Raw genomic sequence first — 16,748 nt, 5'->3', positions numbered from 1 at the left:
CTAAATTTTTGATTGAATCACAAGGGTTTAAGAAAGCCACCAATCAAAACCGCTACATTGAAAATGATGAAGCCTATCTAGAGGAAGTGATTTACAGTAGAGGAGAGCAAAAGTACAATGTGGTAAGCGTTGCTGAATTGATTGGTTTTTCTCTGCCCTATGGTGACCAAGGAATAAAGGAAGATTCATTTATTTCCAGCTTTTTCTTATTTAAGAATTCTATTGAAAAAATGGCCTTCATTCAAAATAGAGAAGCATTTGAGGGAGATTGGTACTTTGAGAGATTGATGAATCAAGATGGGAAGACACTAATAAAAGTAAGTATAGGGAATAAAGGAAAACAGTGTTTTAGTTATTGGATTGACCAGAAATCCATGGAAATCAATTCAATAGAAGGGTTTATTCCATTTGGAGATTTTAATTCGAATAATCCTGTATCAAGTTACCATCGCGGAAATGTTCGCTTTAGAATCGATTACTTCTTGGTTGAAAATAAATCGTTTCTGAAGCAGATTTGGATAGAAAGAGAAGGTTCTTTTGAAAATGATGATATAAAGGGAGAAAAACTCAGTGCTGCGACTTTAACCATAGAAGATTTAACAGAAGAAAAACCTGATAAAAAGAAAAAAGTAGATGTCTTTTTTGTCCAGAACTTTATCAATCAGGATCAATGAAACACATCATAGTGAATCAGTCCTACTGAAAAAGTCATATACTGAAGCGGACTGCGTCTGAAATTATAATCAAAAACACCTTCATCGGGTAGGTAGCGGACATCTCCCCGCTGAAGGAAGCGAACAGAATTTCCATCTTGGATGGTAGCCCGAAGCTCCAGTCGCAGAAACTCATCCAAAGGAATCTGAATCCCTCCTCCTAGACGGTAGGCTAAGGCCCAATCTCCATAATCCTGACCACTTTCAATGCTTTCTTCTGAGAGGAGCGTTTCCCTGATTTTATATCGGGTGTATAAGTAATTTGCTCCAAACTGAGCCTCCACAAAAGGAGTGATTTTACTATTCACCACCGGCAAATAGCGAATGACAGCCATTCCAGTCGCTAGGTTATTATTGCGTCTTAATCGGAGCTCATCATTAAAACCCGGGAACAGATCAGTCCTTCGTTCCAGGTTTGATCCATAGATTCCATAGCCTAGTTCCAGCCCGAGTTGTAGGGGAGCAGATTGGAATTCATACAAAAAGATCCCCGAAATGGTGGGAAAAAAGAGGGAACCGGTTTCTTCCTTGAGTTTTCCGACAGGAACCGATCCATTGAAATATCCTCCGGCAAGGAAGAATTGAGCGTAGGATGATTGAAATAAACCAAAAAAGGAAATTACCAGAATGAGTTTTTTCACAAGAACTTTTTCCTGTTTATACGAAAAATCTCATTCTGGTTTTAGGGAAGCTCATTTTTTCTCTTGGTGCCCTTTCTGTAGAATGGAATTTGCAAGCCGAAGTAGGCGTCAGTACTTCTTGAATTTTTGGAAAGCAAATTGGTAAGAATGGAGCCCGAACCGATAATCACCGGGCCTAGACGAAGACCAAGACCCCAGGAAATTCCTCCTTCAAATTGCCTATAGCTCAAAGGACTGTAAACGCTGATCCAGCCCGATTCGAAACGCGGTGTCAGACTGACCGAATTGATGACTTGGCTTACGGGCAACTCTCCATGTTCTTTGATTGATAAAGATCCGTGGGCAGAAACATAGAATTTATTCGTAATCGAATAGTCCACAAAAGCCTGAAGGGAGGTAGGCATACCCAATCTCGCGCTGCCTTTCTGACTGGTCCCGGGATAATTTTCCTCTAATACCTCACTTATATTTCCATTCTCAAATTCGGCTGCCGAGATCGTATTATCCATGTTGTATTGAAACTGGGTAAATCTGGAATAATTGATCGAGCCAATATCCAGTATTGACAGGCCTGCCCTCAGTTTGTAGCCATCGGTGTAAGAATTTTCCGAATCGTTTTTCAACTCTAAAATCAAACCTAAGTCCATCCCAAAGCCCGAACTGAATCCTCCAAAATCTATCTCTCCATTATCAAAACCTTCAGAATATCCATAATTCAAATTTCCTCGGGTAGTCAAGGTATTGGTAGCCTCAATAAAAAGACCTCCCAAAACTTGGCTCGATCCGACTAGACCGGCTGCTCCTCCCAAGTATTTCAGTGTTGCCGCACCTTTCAGATTTATTTTGTCATTGTTGATGAATTGTCTCCCGTAGGTAGCTCCAATTTCTGCCCAAACATGGGTGATTCCGTTCAGATCTTCCATTTCGACGGCATATCCATTTTCATCCTCAGTTTCTCCGGTGGTGATCGTCTCGAAAAACTCTCCTCCGATATTGTTGAGATTGAAAAAGCCTCTGACTCTTGTTGATAAAGCTACACTGTGCTTTTCACTCAAGTTGATCTGAAAGGAAGGACCTAAAATATCCACATTGCCGACGAAGTTATTGTCAGGTTTTGCATTGACAGTTAAGTTGTCGTCAAATTTAAAATCATCTGTCAAGTTGGAAAGATTCCCAAGGTCCACCCCCACATAATCATTCCCAAAGAAGGCACTTGTAGAAAAAAGGTTTAACTCAGACTTTAATCTTGGATTTACGACATTGGCTGGATTCAGGGTCAAGCCTCTGATGCCAGCTCGATTGTCTATTTGGGCACCGACAAAGGTTTGCGCGATTGATTGGTCGATTATTCCGAAAATGGTAATTAGAGCTCCTGTTAAAAAAATGGATTTGAAGGTTGTCATGATTGCAGTTTTAAATTGAAAAGTCGATTGTCTAATGAAAATAGCAATTCTAAGTTAGGGATCAAAAACTTATCAATTGCTGAATTTTTTCTTTGAATCTTCCTTGGGGTAAAAATTGATTTTCCAGACTTGGCGCAAAAGGTACCGGCGTATCCAGACTTCCTTCCCGCATCACAGGTGCATCCAGGTATTCGAAGCAAAACTCCGAAATCCAGGCACAGATTTCAGCTCCGATTCCTCCGGTCAAACAGTCTTCCTGAAGGAAGATCACTTTTCCGGTCTTTTTCACCGATTCTCGGACGGATTCTTTATCCCAAGGTAGTAGGGTTCGCAAATCCAAAATATCAGCCGAAACGTCTAACTCTTCCATAGTTTTTTTGGCCCAATGAACCCCCATTCCATAGGTAATAACGGATAAATCATTACCCTCAGTGACCAATTTGGCTTTGCCTATCTCAATCGTGTAATAGTCATCCGGAATCTCTGCGCTCAAAGAGCGATAGAGCGCTTTGTGTTCAAAGTACAAATAAGGATTTGGATCCTCAATGGCCGCATTCAACAGTCCTTTCGCATCGTAGGGATTGGAGGGATAGACGATTTTCAAGCCAGGAGTGTGAAAAAACCAAGCCTCATTGGATTGGGAGTGGAAAGGTCCTGCTGCTACTCCTGCACCCGTTGGCATGCGGATGACCACATCGGCATTTTGTCCCCAACGGTAGTGGATTTTTGCCAGATTATTGACAATCTGGTTGAAACCTACGGAAACAAAATCAGCGAACTGCATCTCGACCATGGCTTTGTAGCCTTTGACCGAAAGTCCCAAGCCTGCACCAATGATCGCGCTTTCGCAAAGCGGAGTATTTCGTACCCGATCTGCTCCGAAATCCTTGACAAATCCATCGGTGATTTTAAAAACTCCACCGTATTCTCCTATATCCTGTCCCATTAGGACAAGATTTGGGTATTTTTCCATGGATTGCCTAAGCCCGTCACTGATGGCATCAACAAATCGCTTCTCGCTGCTTTTATCAGAACTGGGCTTGATCAGCTTTTGCTCATAAGGTGCATAGACATCTGCCATTTCTTCGGCTATATCTGGAGAAATTGACTCCTCCGCAAAAGCAATTTCCCAAGCCTCTGTAATTGCTTTTCGGACTTTATGATTGATTAGCTCCTTATTTTTCTCATCAAGCACCCCGATGCTTTCTAGATACAATTCATAATTCTCTACAGGATCCAATTTGGACCACTCCTCCATCAGTTGCTTCGGAACATACTTCGTCCCGGAGGCTTCCTCATGGCCTCGCATCCGAAAAGTGATGGCTTCTACAAGGACGGGGCGGGGATTTTTTCGGATATCCTTCGCCAGTTCACTGATCGTCTGATAGACATCGAGGACATTGTTTCCTTCGACTCGGACTGTTTCCATGCCGTAGCCAAGCCCCTTGTCCGTGAAATTTTTGAAAGCAAATTGTTCTTGATTGGGAGTGGAAAGGCCATAGCCATTGTGCTCAATCACAAAAATGACCGGAAGCTTCCAAACCGCTGCCACATTCAGGCCCTCGTGGAAATCACCTTCCGAACTCGCTCCATCGCCCGAAAATACCAAGGTCACTTTCTTTTCCTTTGAAAGTTTATGTGCTAGGGCAATTCCATCCGCAATGGCAAGTTGGGGACCCAAATGGGAAATCATTCCCACGATGTGATGCTCTATTGACCCAAAATGAAAGGATCGATCCCGACCTTTGGTAAAGCCTGATTTCTTTCCCTGAAACTGGGCAAAAAGCTTAGCGAGTGGGACATTTCTTCCAGTGAAAATCCCCAAGTTTCGGTGCATGGGAAGGATAAACTCATCCTCCATCAATGCCTGCACAGCCCCTACAGAAACTGCCTCTTGCCCCCAACCGCTAAACCATTTGGAAATTCTGCCCTGTCGAAGGAGAATAAGCATTTTTTCCTCAATCCGTCTTGGAATGACAAGCGCTTCATAGAATTCCAAAAGTTTGGCTTTGCTGAGTTTCCTCCGATCAAAATTCAGTTCCTTGCTGGGCGTTGTGGCTATTTCCATAGTGCTTGATTTACCCAACTAAGGTACAAGAAGGGCATAAAATCCCAAGTGATTTTCTATCGAAGATTTAGGAAAAAATAAACCCCGGACAAGCCGGGGTGAAAAATTTATGCAAGGAGTTAAAAAGTTTTTGCTGTACAGTTCAAAATTAGGCAAAAGCCTTTCCCTGTCCTTTCCCAAGGCGTTAAGCTTGTTTTATTAAAAATCTAAGTAGGTAGCATTTGCTTAATATTTAGGAAATGTCCAAGCTAATTAGGGCATTTGTCGTATGGACTTTGGGTTTTGATTCAAGCAATTTTGAAATAAAAACCATGGAAAATTTTCAAAAATTACTTTTCGCTTTTTCATTTATTCTATTAATCTCCTCCTGCGGAGAGGATGATGATATGAGCCCAGTTGCAGGAGATTGCCCTGCCGGAAAAATTTGTTTTAAGCTTAATGGTTCTGATGTTCAGGTAGACGCAGTATGGTTTGATATCAATGGGCAGCGAACCCGGGTTTATTATGAAAATGGTTCGGGAACTTCCTATGAAAACATCGAGATTGATTTTTATGGAACTGCTCCGGGTTCCTATCCTATAGTCGGGCAAAATTGGTCTTCGGGCGATGCGAGTTTTCAGTATTTCAAGGCAAGTGGTTCAGGGGGAGCAAGTGGAAATTCCGGAACAGTGGAAATCACCGAAGTAGGAAGTACGGTAAGCGGAACATTCAGTGTGTCCGGGACTGATGCTCAAGGTAATTCTGTACAAATTACTGATGGAGTGATTAATCGAGTACCGGCTGATTGATCTTTGATTGTATAAATGCCATAGGCCTGCCTGATCGGACAGACAGGCATGGGCGATTTTCTCAAAGATTTCGAAAAAAAACTTAAGAATCAGACTAGAAAGGTCTGCCAGAGATTCAAACCTCTGTAGACCTTTCTTTATATTAATATCAAAATGGATAATAAAGTCTAATGCGTTTTCCGGATCAAACCTTACTTGGTTCTGGATGCTGATATGGAGCCCGATATGGTCTTCGTAATTTTGCTGTAGCTTCGGCATCGTCGATGACGGTCATGGACTTTGGGTCATAGCGAAGTGGTCTACCACCTAGTTCCATGGATATATTTGCCAAAATGCAAGAAGCAGTGGAAATATGTCCCTCTTCTACATCAGCGATGGGTCGGGTATTGTTGTCGATCGCTTTGAGCCAATCCTTCATGTGAAGTCGAGTCGCAGGAGCAGCGTTCAGTTCGATTCGGTCTTCTGTGACGTCCTCAGGATACTCCTCTTTTTCATAGACCACATCATAGTGAATGGGTTCTTCCCCATCTCCATAGGGGAAATAATCTGCCTGCATGGTACTTCCGGCTAGCATCCCGTTTTCACCATAGATTTTAAAAGCCCAAGGGTATTCCGGATCTACCGGGTTGCCCCAGGTACGATGTTGCCAGACTACGTTGAGTTCAGGGAATTCGAAAATGGCTGTTTGGGTGTCTGCGATATTGGATTTACCATCCTTTTGGACATAAATACCTCCTGTACCTGTGACCTGAGTAGGCCAGCCCAATTTCAGCATCCAACGAACCGTGTCCAGCATGTGCACACACATGTCGCCGGTGATTCCATTGCCATATTCCATAAAAGTTCTCCACCAACGTGTATGCGGTAGCCCATCATAAGGGCGAAGCGGTGCTGGTCCAGTCCAAAGCTCATAATTGAAAAAGTCTGGGACTTCCTGAATGGGAGGATTCCCATTGGCTCGCATGTGGAAATAGCAGCAAACCTCTGCATGAGAGATTTTCCCAAGCTTTCCGGTATCGATAATTTCTTTTTTGGCAGTGATCAAGTGAGGAGTGGATTTTCGCTGAGTTCCAATTTGTACCACGCGATTGTATTTGCGGGCGGCAGCTAGAATGGCTTCACCTTCGATCACGTCAACCGAGATGGGTTTTTGGAGATAGACATGAGCACCAGCTTTGAGGGAGTCAATCGCCTGCAAGGCATGCCAGTGGTCTGGTGAGCCGATCAAAACAAGTTCTGGTTTTTCTTTGGCTAGGAGGTCCTGGTAATTTTCATAGAGTGGAGGAACTTTACCGGACTTTTGTCTCTCTGAAACCAGCTTTCCAGCAGCTTCAAGCATATTCTTATCCGGATCGGCCAAGCCTACCACATCAATGTCTGCTACTTGGATCAATCGGAAAAGGTCGGATTTCCCGTACCAACCTGCTCCAATTAAGGCTGTTCGAATAGGACCATCTTGATTTTTGAAGTCCATACCAAATAGACCAAAACTAGCAAGGGTCATGAATGCAGAAGATCCCTTTAGGAATTCGCGGCGATTAAGTTGATTCATAGGTTACAGGGTTTGAAGAGATTGAAAATCAATTTACAAAAAGCAAGGAATACCACAAATGCTGATTGGAAGAGCGGCAGATCGGATTGCTTTTGTTTTTTATTGAAAAAGCTTAAAGAAGCTTTTACTTTTTCAAAAAAACAGTGATACACGAGAAAAACTTTTTTTTTAGCTTTCAAATTTGAAACTTAAGCCTTCGAATTTTAATCAATCAAATGGCTTCAGGATTATTTGCACTTTTGGACGATATCGCCACACTGATGGATGATGTGGCGGTCATGAGTAAGGTGGCAGCAAAGAAAACAGCAGGATTATTAGGGGATGATTTGGCTGTTAATGCGGAAAAGGCATCCGGATTTCTGCCAGATCGGGAATTGCCCGTCTTATGGGCGATTACCAAAGGCTCTTTTTTAAATAAGCTGATTATTCTTCCATTAGCCTTCCTTTTAAGTGCTTTTGTCCCAATGGCAGTGACAATTATTTTAATCATTGGTGGCTTGTACCTGGCTTATGAGGGGGCAGAAAAGATTAATCATTACATCATTCCTCATAAAAAGGAGGTAAAGGATAGGCCAGATCTTGAACTCTCGAAAAAGGAGGTTTTGGAAGTCGAAAAGGCAAAAATAAAATCCGCGATCACCACAGACTTTATCCTTTCTGTAGAAATTGTAATCATCGCATTAGGGGCGGTATCAACAGAAGCTTTGTCTACACAAATAATGGTGGTGTCCATTATAGCTGTTTTGGCAACGGTGGGTGTATATGGAATTGTGGCGCTGATCGTACGAATGGATGAAATGGGCTACAAATTGATAGCTTGGAATGAGGAGGATGATAGCTTTTCGGATAAGGTGGGAAAGCTACTTGTGAGGGGCTTGCCATGGGTGGTTAGAGCACTCGGCTTTATTGGTACTATCGCGCTTCTATTAGTTTCCGGAGGGATTTTCTCACATAATATCGATTTCTTTCATCACCTTTTGCCCTCTTGGCCAACTTTCCTTCGAGACGGGTTAATTGGTTTGGTGGTAGGTTTTCTAACTTTAGTACCTGTCTCTCTTTTCAAAAAACTATTTAAAAAGAAAGCCTCTTGAACCTTTAAAATATTAGAAAATGAAAGCCCATATCTTGACAATTGCCATCTTACTTTTGATTTTACAACCACTTGCTGCACAAAATGGCGAGACTTTTCTGCAATTTGAAGGGGTAGAAGGCCCAGGAAAGGGGAAGCACGTGGTTTTGGTGGCAGGAGATGATGAATACCGATCGGAGGAAAGTATGCCGATGCTGGCGAAAATCCTTTCGGAGCGTTTTGGGTTTAAGACAACGGTACTTTTTCCCATTCATCCGGAATCGGGCGATGTGGTTCCCAATTATCAAAATAACATCCCTGGATTGGAGCATTTGCAGTCGGCCGATCTGATGATTATGCTGATTCGCTTTCGGGAGCTGCCAGATGAGCAAAGCCAATTCATTGAAGATTTTCTGATGGCAGGCAAGCCTGTCATTGGTCTGAGAACGTCCACACATGCATTTTTTTACCAAAAGAATAAAGAATCCAAGTTTGCGAAGTGGGACTGGATGAGTAAGGCTCCTGGATGGGAGCGTGGATTTGGTCAGCGAATCTTTGGAGAGACTTGGGTTAATCATCATGGCAAGCATGGAGTAGAGGGCACCCGCGGTATGATCGATGGGGTAGATCAAATCAATGAGCATCCTATTCTTAGAGGTGTCACAGATATTTGGGGGCCGTCGGATGTATACGGAATCCGTCACCTGCCAGAGTCAGCCAATGTCTTGGTCTTCGGGCAGGGAACGGTCGCTTTGGACCCGGATTCTGACTTGATCTGGGAAAAAGCTCTGATGCCTATCGCTTGGACTAAACCCTACCAACTCGAGGGTGGAAAGCAGGGAATGGCTTTTGCCTCGACCATGGGCGCTTCCTTGGATTTTCGGAGTGAAGGATTACGAAGGCTTGTAATCAATGCCGCATTTTGGTTGATCGGAATGGAAGAGGATATCGATCCAGAAATGAATGTGGACTTTGTCGGGACTTATGAACCCACCATGTTTGGTTTTGACACCTTTCGGAAAGGAATGCGTGTTTCGGACTTTAAATAAGACTTACAAGACCTTAATTATTCTGAAAAATAGAATCATCGAGTCATAGCTTTTTGGCTATATAAAATCCATAGCTCAGGTAGTCTTTATATTTTTTGTAAAGCCGGATTTCTTCTTTTTCGATCGATATAAGCTCCTTTGCTGCTTCAGAATGCTGATGATCGTTTAGGAATTTATCAAATCTATTTTCTATGGGGTTATAGTATTCTTCGATCCAGCTGGACTCAGGAAGTATAAAATAGCCTACAGGCGAAAAACCGTTTCGCTCCAGAACAGAAAACTTGGTGGAGGCGGTGCAGATTTCTGGATATTCGGAATTCCAATGATCTTCTATTTCCTTCGGCCTTGATTCGCTGAGCCAGGTGATTTCACTGACTGCCAAGTAGCCATTCGGTTTGAGGAATTTTTTCCAGTTTTTCACTCCATTTTCAAATCCCATATTGTAGATAGCCCCCTCCGACCAAATGATGTCCAAACTTTCATTTTCAAAGGGTAATTCCTCCATGGATGCCTCCAAGATTTTGATTTTTCCTTCTAGTCCTGATGCTTTGGCACGTTCGGTCAACTTCTCTAGAAATTCCGGGAATAAGTCCACCGCAGTAATATCAGCTTGCAGTTCTTTTGCCAAAACAAGTGTCTGTGCACCCGATCCACAACCGATGTCTGCAATTTGAAGCTTGCTTTCACATGCTATTGGCATTAAGCTTAAAGCCTTGGCTGTGTCAAGATCACTCCCTGGCCCTTGCCTTTTTGCATTGACATGAAAATCGATTAGAAGCTGAAGGTTTTCCATTCGTTTGGTTTTAAAGGGTAGCTTCTCAATTCTTAATCCTTCTCCATGGGATGTATTTCTAGAAGTTCGTCTGGATTCCAAAACCCTTCCTTGTCTTTTACTTCCTCTCTTACCTGCTTGACAAGCTCAGGGGAAATAGGGCTCGCTTGATTCCCAAATGAGTTTCTTACATAGGTCAAAACGGCTGCAACTTCCGTATCATTGAGCATTCCTGCGTAGGGAGTCATGGGTACTTGACCCGGATAGACCCGACCATTCACCTCGATTTCACCGAGAAGTCCGTTTAGGACGATCTTGATCAGTCGCTCCGGGCTTCCCGTCACCCAAGGCGTACCTTTGAGTGGGGGGAATTGAGAAGCTGTCAGACCATTTCCATCGAGCTGATGGCAGGTGGCGCAAAAGCCTTCGCGTGCGTAGATCTCCTTGCCAATGACAAAAAGCTCTCTATCCGAACCAGTCAGGTTGGATTTGATATCTTCTTCTTTTTTCTCATCAACAGAAAGACCATTGATATGTGCAATAGCCGTCTCTAAAGTTCTAGGAATCCAAGTATTGTCCTGTGGCTGCTTTTCTACCACACTCAAAATATCCACGCCATCTTCTTGAGGAAGCCAAGATGCTGCAGCAATTACTTCCATGCGAACTCGTCCATGTGGATCTGAAGCAGCACTTTTTAGGAGGTCTATTTGATTGCTCACCTGATGCCCGGTGTATCTAAGGACTCTCACAGCCGCAGCTCTAGCCCGATGATCCTTGGAATCCAAGAGTTCTTGAAGTAGGGTTTGATTGACTCGATTAATTCCCCAAGTCACCCAAAGAGCCTCCAAGCGATGATGTTCGTAGTTGGGGTCTTCTGTATCCAACTGGCTAAGCCAATTTTCCACCTCTTGATATACCTGATCGGCATCCCTTCCTCTGAGCTCTCTTCGTGTTCGGTAGCGTGTTCGATATTCAGGTAGCTTGAGATTATCCAAAAGCTCGGGGATACTGACACCATCGATTTTGGCAGGCTCCACCAAAGGTCGGGAAGGGTAGGTGACTCGATAAATTCGGCCATGTACATGATCTCTCAATGGGTCTCGGGCATTGTGCTGCATATGTCCGATCAGGATATTATGCCAATCGACGATATAAAGTGAGCCATCTGGCGCAAATTCCAAATCGACAGGGCGGAAATTACGATCTGTAGAACTCACCAAATCCTGTCGGTATTCGGTATGAAAGCCAACTTCATCTTCCACCATTTTATGCTGCTTGGTTCCCAAGAAACCGATCGTATTATTCAGAAGGATATCTCCCTGTACCTCATCGGGGAAGTGTCTGCTGGATACAAATTCCAAACCCGAAGTAGGTCTGACCATCTGCTCTTGTTCGATCAGATTGGGACCTTTGTAATTGGAATTTCCATACCGGGGAAGTACCGAGCCTGGAAGCATCCAATTGAGATTGGGTCCGGAAGTTTCGAGGTAGAAGTTTTGACCCCAATCGTCAAAGGCTATCCCCCAAGGGTTGGGAATTGCCACCTGATTGACTCGCTCCAATTTATGCCGCTTTGGTTCATAGCGGTAGAAGCCTCCGTTGGTTGCTCGTACTGGTCCATAGGAGGTTTCGACATTGGTATGCAAAAAGACACCCTCTGCCATGTAGATTGCCCCGGATTCATCAGTAGAATAGGCAGAAATCGCATGGTGAGTGTCATGGTCATCAAATCCCGAAAGTAGAATCGTTCTTTTATCAGCCCGGTCATCTCCGTCGGTATCTTCCAGCAAAACCAAGTTTGGTAATTGAGATACATACACTCCTTCCGCTGCCAGTTCGAAACCTACAGGAAGGTGAAGATCATCCGCAAAAACCGTTTGCTTATCGGCTTTTCCATCCTGATCAGTATCCTCCAAGATGATGAGTTTGTCGGAAGGTTTAGGATCGCCCGGCTTATAATGAGGATAGGAAGGCATGGTAGCTACCCAAAGTCTTCCTTTGTTGTCAAAAGAAAGCTGAACGGGATTAGCCAAATCCGGGAATTCTTCCTCCGAGGCGAAAAGTTCGATTTTGTAGCCTTCGGGTACTTTCAATTCTGCAAGTGCTGATTCCCCATATTTGTATTCCAAGCTTCCATTGGCTTTTGGATTGTAGTTGGTCTCTACCTCAGGAAGGTCTCTGGTTTTTACATCTGCTGCAGCCAAATCATAGTTTTCTCCTTTGGCGCTTGCCCAAATGGCAGAGTCTCGATTTGCGGTTAGTTGTCTGATTTTTTCCAATTCGTATGGGTAATTATCAGGACCAAAAGGATCATAGCGACGACCGAATACGTGCACACCATTTGGAATCTTGTAGTCATTGTGCCACATCCAGTTTTTCTCCTGTACAGCTTCATGAATGGATGCAAGTCTCTCAGGATTTTTTTGATCAGTCTGGCCAAAAAGCTGGTCAGCCAGAAAGTCAGCGAAGATTTGATAGCCTTCTTCAGTCAACTGAGAACCATCGAGTGTTAATGGAGAAGAAGCATCAGCGTACCATTTTTTACTAGCTGAAAAAGCATCCACAAAAACCAAATCATGTTTTTTTGCAACTTCTTCCATTGCTTGGGTGTAGGCCTCTAGAATTTCATTTTGAGCAATTCCGTTTGGCACATCCTTCCAATCAGAAATGTCCTCCATGGCGATCGGGGAGACTAAGGCTAGTTGAGGGATATCAGTGCCATTGTATTTTTGAGATTTAGAATGAAGTACCCAAGCTTCGAGTTCGTCTTTGAAGATTGGAAGCTTTTCTAAACCTTGGAAGGATTCGCTGAAACCAAAAAAACCTATTATGATATCGGTTTCTAGTCTAGTCAACCACTGATCGGGCTTTTCGAAAAAGCCCTGGGAGTCTGAAAAGGTAGCATATTCATCTTGGAATTCTTCTGCTCCTGGAAAGGCCCAAGGATCATTAGTGGCAGAACGTGGTCTGAAGCCCGGTGTGTCCCCTGGGTCGGCCATGTTTCGGATGAAAAGTGTGGAATCAGGATAGCGTGCATGCATGGAGGTTTCAAACCAGCCATACTCCATCATTCGAGAAGCTAAATTTTCCCCGACTATAGCGATTCGGGCATCTTTGCTTAATTCTAATTGCTTTTGCTCTTGGCATGCAGAGAAAATTGAAACGAGACCTAGAAAAATTAAAAGACGAATTTGATTCATGGTTTTTATGGGCTTTTGAGGCAATATTAGATTTGAAAATATCGCTTTATTTTCAAAAGAGACCAAAAGAAGCAGGATGCATCCTGTAAAAAATATAATTTTCCAGTTTTTTATGTAAACGGTCGGATCATTCGGCTGAAATCTATTTTGCTTTTTTTAAATTTCTTTTTCAACCTGAAATTTATTTTCATGCAAAGTTCAATAAAAAGCATTTCGAGCCTTTCATTACTCGTTTTAGTCCTCTTGGGTTTTAGCTGTCAGCAGCCCAAGCCAGAGCGTCAACTCACTGGTAATCCTAAAATTGACAAGTTAAAGCTTCCCGAAGGTTTTGCGGTGGAGCATCTGTACAGTCCTGGCGAAAACGATCAGGGGTCATGGGTGGCTATGACTTTTGATGATAAAGGCCGGATGATTACAGCAGACCAATATGGGTTTCTCTATCGTTTGACCATCCCAAAAGTAGGTTCTGACTCTGTCAAGCCTAAGGTGGAGAAAATGCTGGTTGGAAATGTGGAGGAGCCTCAAGTGGGGATGGGCTATGCGCAAGGCCTGCTTTTTGCCTTTAATTCCATCTACGTGATGGTCAATCACAATCCCAATGAGACTTTTTCCCGAGGAACAGGGCTTTACCGTATTCAGGACTTGGATGGTGATGATCAGTATGAGACCGTAACCGAGATTCGCACTTTTACAGGAGAGCCAGGTGAGCATGGACCTCACTCCATGAAATTGACCCCGGATGGAAGCCGAATTGTGCTTTCCGCAGGTAATCATGTGGATGTGCCTCAGATGGATCATTATCGACTTCCAAGGGTATGGGATGAAGACAATCTTTTCCCATTGATCAAAGACCCAAGAGGTCATGCGAACAATCGACAGGCTCCCGGCGGCTGGATAGCTACCATTGATCCTGAGGGTAAAGACTGGGAATTAGTGGCAGCTGGCTTCAGAAATGAATTTGACATTGCATACAATGAAGTAGGCGATTTGTTTACCTATGATTCGGATATGGAATGGGACTTCGGGATGCCTTGGTATCGGCCTACCCGAATCAATCATGTGACCTCGGGTGCGGAGTTTGGCTGGCGAACAGGAAATGCGAAATGGTCACCCAATTACTCGGATAACCTACCAGCTGTTTTGAATATCGGACAAGGTTCTCCGACCAATGTCATGTTTGGAACGGAGGCGGCTTTCCCCGCTAAATATCAAAAAGCTTTGTATGCCTTTGATTGGAGTTTTGGGATTATCTATGCGGTTCATCTTACTCCAGAAGGAGCGAGCTACTCTGCCAATGCGGAGGAGTTTATTTCCGGTTCACCACTTCCCCTCACGGATGGAACTATCGGACCTGATGGCGCAATGTATTTTGCCACGGGTGGTAGACGCTTGGAGTCGGACCTTTACCGGGTTTATTACAAAGGGAATCCTGATGATGTTTCAGCTTTGACGGTGGAGGAATTACCCACCGAAGCAAAGCTGAGACGGGAATTGGAAAGCTTTCACGAAAGAAATCCAGGCCCAGAAGGTCTGGAATTGGCCTGGCAAAACTTAGATCACGAAGATCGCTTTGTTCAGTATGCCGCTCGTGTAGCTTTGGAGCATCAGCCTTTGGAATCTTGGAGAGACAAAGTTAGTTCAGAAACAAATCCAGTCAAGAAAACGCAAGCCAGTTTAGCCTTGGCTCGTCAGGGAGCCTCGGGGGATGCAGTTGACTTGCTGAATGGTTTGATGGAAATAAATTATTCAGCACTTTCCGAAAAAGAAAAACAGGATTTGCTTCGAACAGTTGAGGTCATATTGTATCGGTATGAAGATGACGTTGCCTCGGTCAAGTCTGATTTGGTCGCCTATCTTTCCCCCAATTTCCCGGCAGATGATAATTTATTAAACCGGTCCCTTTCGGTGCTGTTAACGCATTTAGAAGCTCCTGATGCTGTGGAGAAAACTTTGGCATTGCTACAAACAGCCAAAGACGACGCAGACTATCAAAAAACCTTCACTTCTTCTTCTGAATTGGTTTTCAGAAATCCACAGTATGGTTTGGATATCGCAAATATGCTTGCAAATGTGCCTCCAGCTCAGGCTACTTACTATGCGACTGTTTTGGGAGGTGCCGAAAAAGGATGGACTCCAGCGATGCGTGAAGAATATTTTGCATGGATCAAAAATGCGTTGACGGAATATAAAGGAGGCAGAAGCTATGTGGGATTCTTGGACCGTGCCCGAAAGATGGCCTTAGCATCCGTGGATCCTGCAGATTTTGAAAAGTATGATGAGCTATCTGGTGGGAAGTTGCTTTCTGCCAGTGGGAATGATATTGTCGAACCTGGAATTCAGCCCGAAGGTCCAGGAAGAAGATGGACTGTAGACGAAGCCTTGGCAGTGGTGGATAATTTAGGAGCTCAGGATTATGTCAGAGGAAAGGCCATGTATCAGGCGACTCTTTGTCAATCATGCCATACCATGCAGGGAGAGGGAGGAATTGTCGGACCGGACTTGACTCAATTAGGAACTCGTTTTTCCAAAAAAGACATTTTGGAAGCTACCATCAATCCGAGTGATGTCATTTCGGAGCAATATCATGCGACCGTATTTGAATTGAAAGATGGAGGTTCTGTGGTAGGAAGACTGGTCAATGAAAATGAGGAGGCGTATTTTGTGTCTCAGAATCCATTTGCTCCAGATGATTTGCGTGAGTTGCCAAAAAGCACCGTTTCCTTCACCAAAAACTCAGAAGTGTCTATCATGCTTCCAGGATTAATCAATCGGCTCAACGAGGAGGAATTGAAGGATTTGATGGCTTATTTGATGGCAGGAGGAAATGAAAACCACGAGCTATTTCAGGATAAGAGTACTGCGGAAAGATAAAGAACTTGGATTAATTTCGTACGTTCGATAGATGTGCAGCCTTATTTTAAGCTATACCTGTAAACTCAGTTCAAATATTTGATCTTTAAAATTAATCGCTATGATAAGTGTCAACCCAAAATATGTTACAGATAAAAAAGGGAAAAAAGTTTCTGTAATTCTCCCTATGAAGGATTATAAAGCGATTTTGGAAGAGTTGGAGGAATTGGATGATATTAGGCTTTTCGATGAGGCCAAAAAGGAAGATCAGGAATTTTTTGATGCTGAAGAGGTCTTTAAGGAAATCGAAGAAGCCCGAAAAAACGAGCAAGTATAAGGTTCGAATAGCAAAAAGAGCCAAAAAGAAATTAATAAAGATTCCTGACCCCTATTTTTCAAACATTAAAGAAGCCATTTTGGCATTAGCAGATAATCCAAGGCCCAAAGGTTATAAAAAGTTGAAAGGTAGGGAAGGGTATCGAATTAGGGTAGCCAATTACCGTATCCTATACGAAATACAAGGCAAGATTCTGTTGGTAGATGTGATTGATTTAGGGCACAGAAAGGAGATATATTAATTATATTTTTAATCGAAAATCCTATTTAAAAAAACACCCCAAAAAGTTTTTTGCTTTTTGGGGTG

Annotated in this window: 13 protein-coding genes; 7 read left to right on the top strand and 6 right to left on the bottom strand. The window is 43.4% G+C overall.

Annotated elements, in window-relative coordinates:
• The coding region (locus OU792_RS15400; protein ID WP_274670637.1) for a hypothetical protein at window positions 1-674 on the top strand (674 nt) is incomplete at its 5' end.
• Here OU792_RS15400 and OU792_RS15395 read toward each other — a convergent pair.
• From OU792_RS15395 to OU792_RS15385, 3 genes are all read right to left on the bottom strand, one after another.
• Window positions 668-1,354, bottom strand: a complete 687-nt coding sequence (locus tag OU792_RS15395; protein ID WP_134201935.1) for a hypothetical protein — start codon at window positions 1,352-1,354, stop codon at window positions 668-670. The genes OU792_RS15400 and OU792_RS15395 overlap by 7 nt on opposite strands.
• 41 nt (window positions 1,355-1,395) lie before the next feature.
• Window positions 1,396-2,757 carry a hypothetical protein gene (locus OU792_RS15390; protein WP_274670636.1) on the bottom strand — a complete coding sequence of 454 codons (1,362 nt, stop codon included), beginning with the start codon at window positions 2,755-2,757 and terminating at the stop codon, window positions 1,396-1,398.
• 61 nt (window positions 2,758-2,818) lie between these two features.
• Complete coding sequence (locus tag OU792_RS15385) at window positions 2,819-4,825, bottom strand: alpha-ketoacid dehydrogenase subunit alpha/beta (protein WP_274670635.1); 2,007 nt, start codon at window positions 4,823-4,825, stop codon at window positions 2,819-2,821.
• Window positions 4,826-5,136: 311 nt separating this feature from the next.
• Here OU792_RS15385 and OU792_RS15380 point away from each other — a divergent pair, with 311 nt between their 5' ends.
• Window positions 5,137-5,613 carry a DUF6252 family protein gene (locus OU792_RS15380; RefSeq protein ID WP_274670634.1) on the top strand — a complete coding sequence of 159 codons (477 nt, stop codon included), beginning with the start codon at window positions 5,137-5,139 and terminating at the stop codon, window positions 5,611-5,613.
• A gap of 184 nt (window positions 5,614-5,797) precedes the next feature.
• On the opposite strand, the gene OU792_RS15375 is transcribed toward OU792_RS15380, so the two are convergent.
• Window positions 5,798-7,165, bottom strand: a complete 1,368-nt coding sequence (locus tag OU792_RS15375; RefSeq protein ID WP_274670633.1) for a Gfo/Idh/MocA family protein — start codon at window positions 7,163-7,165, stop codon at window positions 5,798-5,800.
• Between the two features lie 215 nt (window positions 7,166-7,380).
• On the opposite strand from OU792_RS15375, the gene OU792_RS15370 reads away from it, so the two are divergent.
• Both OU792_RS15370 and OU792_RS15365 read left to right on the top strand, forming a co-directional pair.
• Window positions 7,381-8,256, top strand: coding sequence for a DUF808 domain-containing protein (locus tag OU792_RS15370; protein WP_134201930.1), 876 nt, complete (start codon window positions 7,381-7,383; stop codon window positions 8,254-8,256).
• Between the two features lie 19 nt (window positions 8,257-8,275).
• Window positions 8,276-9,283 (top strand): ThuA domain-containing protein, encoded by a 1,008-nt coding sequence (locus tag OU792_RS15365; RefSeq protein ID WP_134201929.1) that lies wholly within the window; start codon window positions 8,276-8,278, stop codon window positions 9,281-9,283.
• Window positions 9,284-9,326: 43 nt separating this feature from the next.
• Here OU792_RS15365 and OU792_RS15360 read toward each other — a convergent pair whose 3' ends face one another.
• The gene (locus OU792_RS15360; protein WP_134201928.1) at window positions 9,327-10,076 is read right to left on the bottom strand and encodes a class I SAM-dependent methyltransferase; all 750 of its coding nucleotides are present in this window, start codon (window positions 10,074-10,076) and stop codon (window positions 9,327-9,329) included.
• A 32-nt stretch (window positions 10,077-10,108) separates the two neighbouring features.
• The gene (locus OU792_RS15355) at window positions 10,109-13,255 is read right to left on the bottom strand and encodes a PVC-type heme-binding CxxCH protein (RefSeq protein ID WP_134201927.1); all 3,147 of its coding nucleotides are present in this window, start codon (window positions 13,253-13,255) and stop codon (window positions 10,109-10,111) included.
• A gap of 189 nt (window positions 13,256-13,444) precedes the next feature.
• Between OU792_RS15355 and OU792_RS15350 the strand changes: the two genes are divergently transcribed.
• The 3 genes from OU792_RS15350 to OU792_RS15340 all read left to right on the top strand — a co-directional run bounded on the left by OU792_RS15350 (window position 13,445) and on the right by OU792_RS15340 (window position 16,683).
• Window positions 13,445-16,126, top strand: a complete 2,682-nt coding sequence (locus OU792_RS15350) for a c-type cytochrome (RefSeq protein WP_274670632.1) — start codon at window positions 13,445-13,447, stop codon at window positions 16,124-16,126.
• A gap of 100 nt (window positions 16,127-16,226) precedes the next feature.
• Window positions 16,227-16,442 (top strand): hypothetical protein, encoded by a 216-nt coding sequence (locus OU792_RS15345; RefSeq protein WP_274670631.1) that lies wholly within the window; start codon window positions 16,227-16,229, stop codon window positions 16,440-16,442.
• On the top strand, window positions 16,354-16,683 hold the full coding sequence (locus OU792_RS15340) for a type II toxin-antitoxin system RelE family toxin (protein WP_342453741.1): 330 nt from the start codon (window positions 16,354-16,356) through the stop codon (window positions 16,681-16,683). Before OU792_RS15345 ends, OU792_RS15340 begins: the two co-directional genes overlap by 89 nt.
• Window positions 16,684-16,748 lie beyond the last annotated feature (65 nt).

Origin of the sequence: Algoriphagus sp. NF, assembly GCF_028823735.1 — a bacterium.
Taxonomy (GTDB): Bacteria; Bacteroidota; Bacteroidia; order Cytophagales; family Cyclobacteriaceae; genus Algoriphagus; species Algoriphagus marincola.
Note: the sequence above shows the minus strand (reverse complement) of the source record. Positions and strands in the feature narration are given on the sequence as shown.